Genomic DNA, 5,644 nt, shown 5'->3' with positions numbered 1-5,644 from the left:
GCCTTCCCCCTGGGGGGAAGGTGGCACGGCGAAGCCGTGACGGATGAGGGGGCGATGATAGAGCGGTTTCGTTCCTCGCAGGGGGAATTTCGCCGCCTGCGGGCGGCGACCTACTTTGCCCATGGCGGCTCGTCGTCGCAAAGTCCACTCCACTCCGTTTCCGCCTAGCGGCGAAAACTGCGCTCGTTCCCTTGCTCCTCCTCTTCCCGGCGAACCCACTTCGTTGGGCTTCGCCGGGAGGTACGAGAGAGATTACCCAAAACGCCACCGGGGACGCGGCCGATGGACTAGGGCTCCGCTTTGCTCCGCCTAGGTCCATAGGACCGCTTTCCCCGGACCCCTGATACGGAGGTTACCCCTTGAAGTGGGCAGAATATTTCCGGCGCGCAAAATCTGAGTGAGTTTCTCAATTCCCGCCGGGCCACTGGGCCCTGGGTTTGTGGAAAATTGAGGCCGGTACGATTCCACAGCCGCGCCTGGCGTTGCCGAGCCAACGCTCCCGTTTCAAAACACGGATACCTCATCCGCCCCCTTCGGGGGCACCTTCCCCTAAAGGGGAAGGCAGAGGGGTGGGATTTCAGAAGCCTTCCCCCTTTAGGGGAAGGTGTCACGCGAAGCGTGACGGATGAGGTGTGCGGCCAAAGGCCGCCCGCGGGCGCGCACAGCGCGCCCCTACAAATCTCCCGGAATGCTCTCGCCTTTTTGCAGGGGCGGCCCTATGTAGCCGCCCGCAAGCCTTCCCCCCAGAGGGGGGAAGGTGGCACGGCGAAGCCGTGACGGATGAGGGGGCGTACTTGAACCGCAATCTTTATCCCGGTGGGAGCCCCAAGGGGCTCCCCTACCCAGGCCCGCAAAGCCCCCCTTGTCAAAGGGGGGCGCGAAGCGGCGGGGGGATTCCCTTTCCTCAACCCTCTCCCAGAGGTTCCTCCCTGTGCGGGTGTGTGCCCGCCCTGCAATCGGTCGAACGTTAAAAAAATCCCCTCCGCGGTGGAGCAATTTCCGCCGCGGAGAGGGTGTCAGCGTATCAAGAGAATCAGCCCGCCGTCAAATCGCAAACGAGGCGGTCATGTTGTTCTTCAAGAGGTGAGTTCTTTTATCTTATCATAGAACCCAAGGAAATGCTACCCGCTTTTTCCACAAAATCCGGGGGCAACTCTCGTGGAAGTCTTTGCCCCTAAAAACCTTGACGGTCCTTCTCCCGCCGCGTAAAATAAAGAATGTTGATTTTATAGAAAAATTCAGAAATAGAGGAGTGAGCGCATGGCCAAACAGGGCTTTGACAACGGCCAATATTTAAAGCTCCAGTCCCAGCACATCCAGGAGCGCATCGCCCAGTTCGGCGGCAAGCTGTACCTGGAGTTCGGCGGCAAGCTGTTTGACGACTTCCACGCCAGCCGGGTGCTGCCCGGGTTCGAGCCGGACAGCAAGATCCGCATGCTGGCCCAGATGAAGGACAAGGCGGAAATCATCATCGCCATCAACGCCAGCGACATCGAGAAGAACAAAGTCCGGGGGGACCTGGGCATCACCTACGACAGCGACGTGCTCCGGCTCATCGACGCCTTCCGGTCCATGGACCTGTACGTGGGCAGCGTGGTGGTCACCCAGTACGCCGGACAGACCGCCGCCGACGCCTTCCAGAAGCGGCTGGAGTCCCTGGGGGTGAAGGTGTACCGCCACTACCCCATCGCCGGCTACCCCCACAACATTGCGAAGATCGTCTCCGACGAGGGCTTCGGGCGGAACGACTACGTGGAGACCAGCCGCCCCCTGGTGGTGGTCACCGCCCCCGGCCCCGGCAGCGGCAAGATGGCCACCTGTCTCTCCCAGCTCTACCACGAGTACAAGCGGGGAGTGGCCGCAGGCTACGCCAAGTTTGAGACCTTCCCTATCTGGAACCTGCCCCTGAAGCACCCGGTGAACCTGGCCTATGAGGCGGCCACCGCCGACCTGGACGACGTGAACATGATCGACCCCTTCCACCTCCAGGCCTACGGCGAGACCACGGTGAACTACAACCGGGACGTGGAGGTCTTCCCCGTCCTGGCGGCCATGTTTGAGAAGATCACCGGCTCCTGCCCCTATAAGTCCCCCACCGACATGGGGGTGAACATGGCGGGCAAGTGCATCTACGACGACCAGGCGGTCCAGGAGGCCGCCCGGCAGGAGATCGTCCGCCGGTACTACGACGCCCGGTGCGAGCTGCGCCAGGGCAAGGGCTCGGAGCAGACGGTATACAAGCTGGAGCTGCTCATGCAGCAGGCGGGGATCACCCCGTCCATCCGGAAGGTGGCCGCCGCCGCCAACCAGGTGGCCGAGCAGACCGGCGAGCCCGCCATGGCCATCGAGCTGCCCGACGGCTCCATGGTCACCGGCAAGACCTCCGAGCTCATGGGCTGCTCCGCCGCCGCCCTTCTGAACGCCCTGAAGGCCCTGTCCGACCTGGGGGGACACGGCGTCCACCTCATCGCCCAGAGCGCCATCGAGCCCATCCAGACCGTCAAGGTCAAGTACCTGGGCTCCAACAACCCCCGGCTCCACAGCGACGAGGTGCTGATCGCCCTGGCCGCCTCGGCCAACCTGGACCCCAAGGCCCAGGCCGCCCTCCACTCCCTGGCCGCCCTCAACGGGTGCCAGGCCCACTGCTCCGTCATCCTCTCGCCCCCCGACGAGAGCACCTATAAGAAGCTGGGCCTCCAGCTCACCTGCGAGCCCCAGTATCAGACCAACAACTTGTATCACCGATAAGCGCAATGAGGCGCCCCCGGGAGAAGGGTCTCCCAGGGGCGCCTGTCTCGTTTTTGGCAGGGTTTCGCCCTGCGGGGAAGGTGCCCCCGGGGGGGCTCCCCCGCAAAGCCTTCCCCCTGGGGGGAAGGTGGCCCGAAGGGCTGGATGAGGGGGCAGGTTTCGGATTGCGTTTGTTATATGCAGGGGAATTTCGCCGCCTGCGGGCGGCGACCTACTTTGCCCATGGCGGCAAAGTAGGCAAAACGCCCCCGGGGACGGCTCCAGATGAGCACTTCGTGCTCATAGTCGCCTTTCCCCGGGCCCCATTACGGGGGTTATCCCTTAGAGCAGGCAGAATCCTTCCGGCGCGCAAAATCTGAGTGAGTGTCCGAATTCCCGCCGGGCCACTGGGCCCTGGGTTTGTGGAAAATTGGAGCGGGTGCGGTTCCACATCTGCGCCTGGCTTGGCCGAGCCAACGCTCCCGATGCAAAATAGCCTTCCCCTGGGGGAAGGTGTCACGCGAAGCGTGACGGATGAGGGGAACGGTCCTGATTATGAGGGTGGTCCCTTTCAACCGTAGGGGCGGCCCCATGTGGCCGCCCGATATCAGGGGATGACAATCCAATCCAGCCACTCCGTCTCAGCGACGGGCTGACCGTCCACGTGGTCAATCGTCCGCACATAGTCCTGGGAGAGGTCGACCTGCCATGCCGTCTCAAAGATACAGGGGTAGACGGCGATGGTGTTCCCGTTTTGGATGGCCTGATAGCTGCGGGTGTACTCTTGGATTGGGGTAGGCGTCCCGTCGATCTCCGCGGTTTCGGACCCGGCGGTCAGCCGCAGGGTCACGCCGCGGTAGACGCCGGTGGCCGTTTTGGTTTCCGGGTCCCAGGAGTAGTCCGCCCCCAGTTTTTCACACAACTCCTCCATGGAGGACAAATAGTACCCGGGATTGCCCTGGGTGTCCTGGTAGTCCATGGCTTCCGCATAGAAGGGGAGCAGGGCCTCGTCTATCTGAACTTCCTTGGGGTCCGACCCGTCCATGGGGAACTCCGTTCCGTCCACAATCAGGGATTCCACCTGGGTGGGGTCGATGACGATCTTGAAATGGTCAATGATCCGGTCCATCCGCTTTTCTTCGGGGAGCCCGTCCACATCCAGAATCTGTTCCTCTCCAATAGGGCCCAACCCCAGCTGGGAGCGGGTCAAAATACTTCCGTCTTTCATTTTCAGGAAGATCAGCGGGTCCGCCACATCGCGCCCGCCGCTCGTCTTAGTATAATTCTGTATGCTGGTATAGGAGAACCGGGTGGAGGAGATGGTCACATCCGTCCAGTATTCCATCTCCCCGATGAGGGGATTCACCTCGATTTCCTGGTTGATGCTCCGGCTTGCCGTGGGCGCGGACTGCTGGATGGGCAGCTGGAGGGTGCAGTCCTCCGCCATAAAGTTGGCGGAAAACGTGATAGGCTCCAGAGTTTCCAGCGCCTTCATGGTCAGATTGGTCTCAATGGAGAAGGAGCGGCTGACTTCCGGATCGGTGGTTTCCTCCGACTCCCACCAGCCTTTTGTCATGCCGGGGGTGAAGGAAAAGGTGCCGGGCCCCCACTCAATATCTGGAAGGACCTGGGCGGCCTGTTCGGTCTTGGGCTCTACCGTGAGATACAGATACAATCCGTCTCCATCCCGCAGGCTGTCCACCGTCAGCCGGTAGTTCTCATCCTCGGTAGACTGGATGGTGCGGTAAGACTCCAAACTGCTGGTATCTCCCCGGAAGAAAATATCCAGCACCCCCGCTTGATAGGCGGCGGCAAAGGCGGTTCCGGTCATCAGCACCGCGGCGGCCACGGCCGCGACGGCGGTTTTCCAGGTCCGCCTGGAGCGGCGGGGCGCTTTTCCGGCCTTCTGCTCCTCCAACGCCCTTAAAATCCGTTCCTCGGCCTCGGGCGGGAGCTTCACCTGGTCCATGGCCCAATTAAACTCCTGTTTCATGGTATCCCTCCTGTTCCAGCTGTTCCTTCAGCTTTTTTCTGGCCCGGCACAGCCGGGAGGTGACGGAGCTCTGGCTCACCCGGAGCATCTGGGCGATTTCCCCGGTGGAGTACCCCTCGTAGTAAAAGAGGTACAGGGCGCCCCGGTCCATGGGCTTGAGGATTTTCACGGTCTCCCACACCGTCTCCACCTTGGGCGGGAGAACGGCCACGGCCTGGGCCTCCTCCAGGGGGACGGTGGCCCGGCGCTTCAGCCGCCGCCACAGGTCCCGGCACTGGTTGGCCGTCACCTGAAGGAGCCAGGCCCGCTCCTTGCCCTCCTCCAGCTCCGGCTGGGTCTCCAAATATTTCAGAAATACCGTCTGGGTCACGTCCTCCGCGTCGGCGGGGGAGCCGGTGAAGGACAGGGCCAGTCGGTAGACCGGGTCCTTGTACCGGTGGAACAGGGCGATCACGTCGTCCATCCCGGCGGCCTCCTTTCTGTGTTTCTTCTTTGAGCGCTCACCTATAAAACGCTTTTGGGTCTGGAATTGTCACCGGGAGGGGGAATTTTTTCTGTTAAATCTTCCCTCTGGGCGGATGAGGGGCGCTCCCCCTCAAAAGCCTTCCCCCTGGGGGGAAGGTGGCACGGCGAAGCCGTGACGGATGAGGGGGCGATGATAGAGCGGTTTCGTTCCTCGCAGGGGGAATTTCGCCGCCTGCGGGCGGCGAGTGACTTTGCCCGCGGCGGCAAAGTCACCAAAACGCCGCCGGGGACGCGGCCGATGGACTACGGCTCCGCTTTGCTCCGCCTAGGTCCATAGGACCGCTTTCCCCGGCCCCCAAATGCGGGGGTTACCCCTCGAAGTGGGCAGAACATTTCCGGCGCGCAAAATCTGGGTGGCTGGTTTCAATTCCTGCCGGCCCACTGGGGCCTGGCTGTGCG

3 protein-coding genes are annotated in these 5,644 nt (G+C 62.4%); 1 reads left to right on the top strand and 2 read right to left on the bottom strand.

The window, feature by feature from the left end:
- The first annotated feature begins 1,260 nt into the window (after positions 1 to 1,260).
- On the top strand, positions 1,261 to 2,748 hold the full coding sequence (locus tag B5F19_RS16240) for a DUF1846 domain-containing protein (RefSeq protein WP_087292648.1): 1,488 nt from the start codon (positions 1,261 to 1,263) through the stop codon (positions 2,746 to 2,748).
- Positions 2,749 to 3,334: 586 nt separating this feature from the next.
- Here B5F19_RS16240 and B5F19_RS16235 read toward each other — a convergent pair.
- On the bottom strand, positions 3,335 to 4,720 hold the full coding sequence (locus tag B5F19_RS16235; RefSeq protein ID WP_087292645.1) for a stalk domain-containing protein: 1,386 nt from the start codon (positions 4,718 to 4,720) through the stop codon (positions 3,335 to 3,337).
- The gene (locus B5F19_RS16230; RefSeq protein ID WP_087292642.1) at positions 4,704 to 5,183 is read right to left on the bottom strand and encodes an RNA polymerase sigma factor; all 480 of its coding nucleotides are present in this window, start codon (positions 5,181 to 5,183) and stop codon (positions 4,704 to 4,706) included. The genes B5F19_RS16235 and B5F19_RS16230 overlap by 17 nt, the downstream gene beginning before the upstream one ends.
- Between the last annotated feature and the right edge of the window lie 461 nt (positions 5,184 to 5,644).

This window comes from Pseudoflavonifractor sp. An184, from assembly GCF_002160305.1.
GTDB lineage: Bacteria > Bacillota > Clostridia > Oscillospirales > Oscillospiraceae > Lawsonibacter > Lawsonibacter pullicola.
This window is presented reverse-complemented; position numbering and strand designations above follow the sequence as displayed.

Coding starts and splice junctions, on each gene's coding strand:
- B5F19_RS16240 (WP_087292648.1), top strand. CDS start 1,261: ATGGCCAAACAGGGCTTTGACAACGGCCAATATTTAAAGCTCCAGTCC.
- B5F19_RS16235 (WP_087292645.1), bottom strand. CDS start 4,720: ATGAAACAGGAGTTTAATTGGGCCATGGACCAGGTGAAGCTCCCGCCC.
- B5F19_RS16230 (WP_087292642.1), bottom strand. CDS start 5,183: ATGGACGACGTGATCGCCCTGTTCCACCGGTACAAGGACCCGGTCTAC.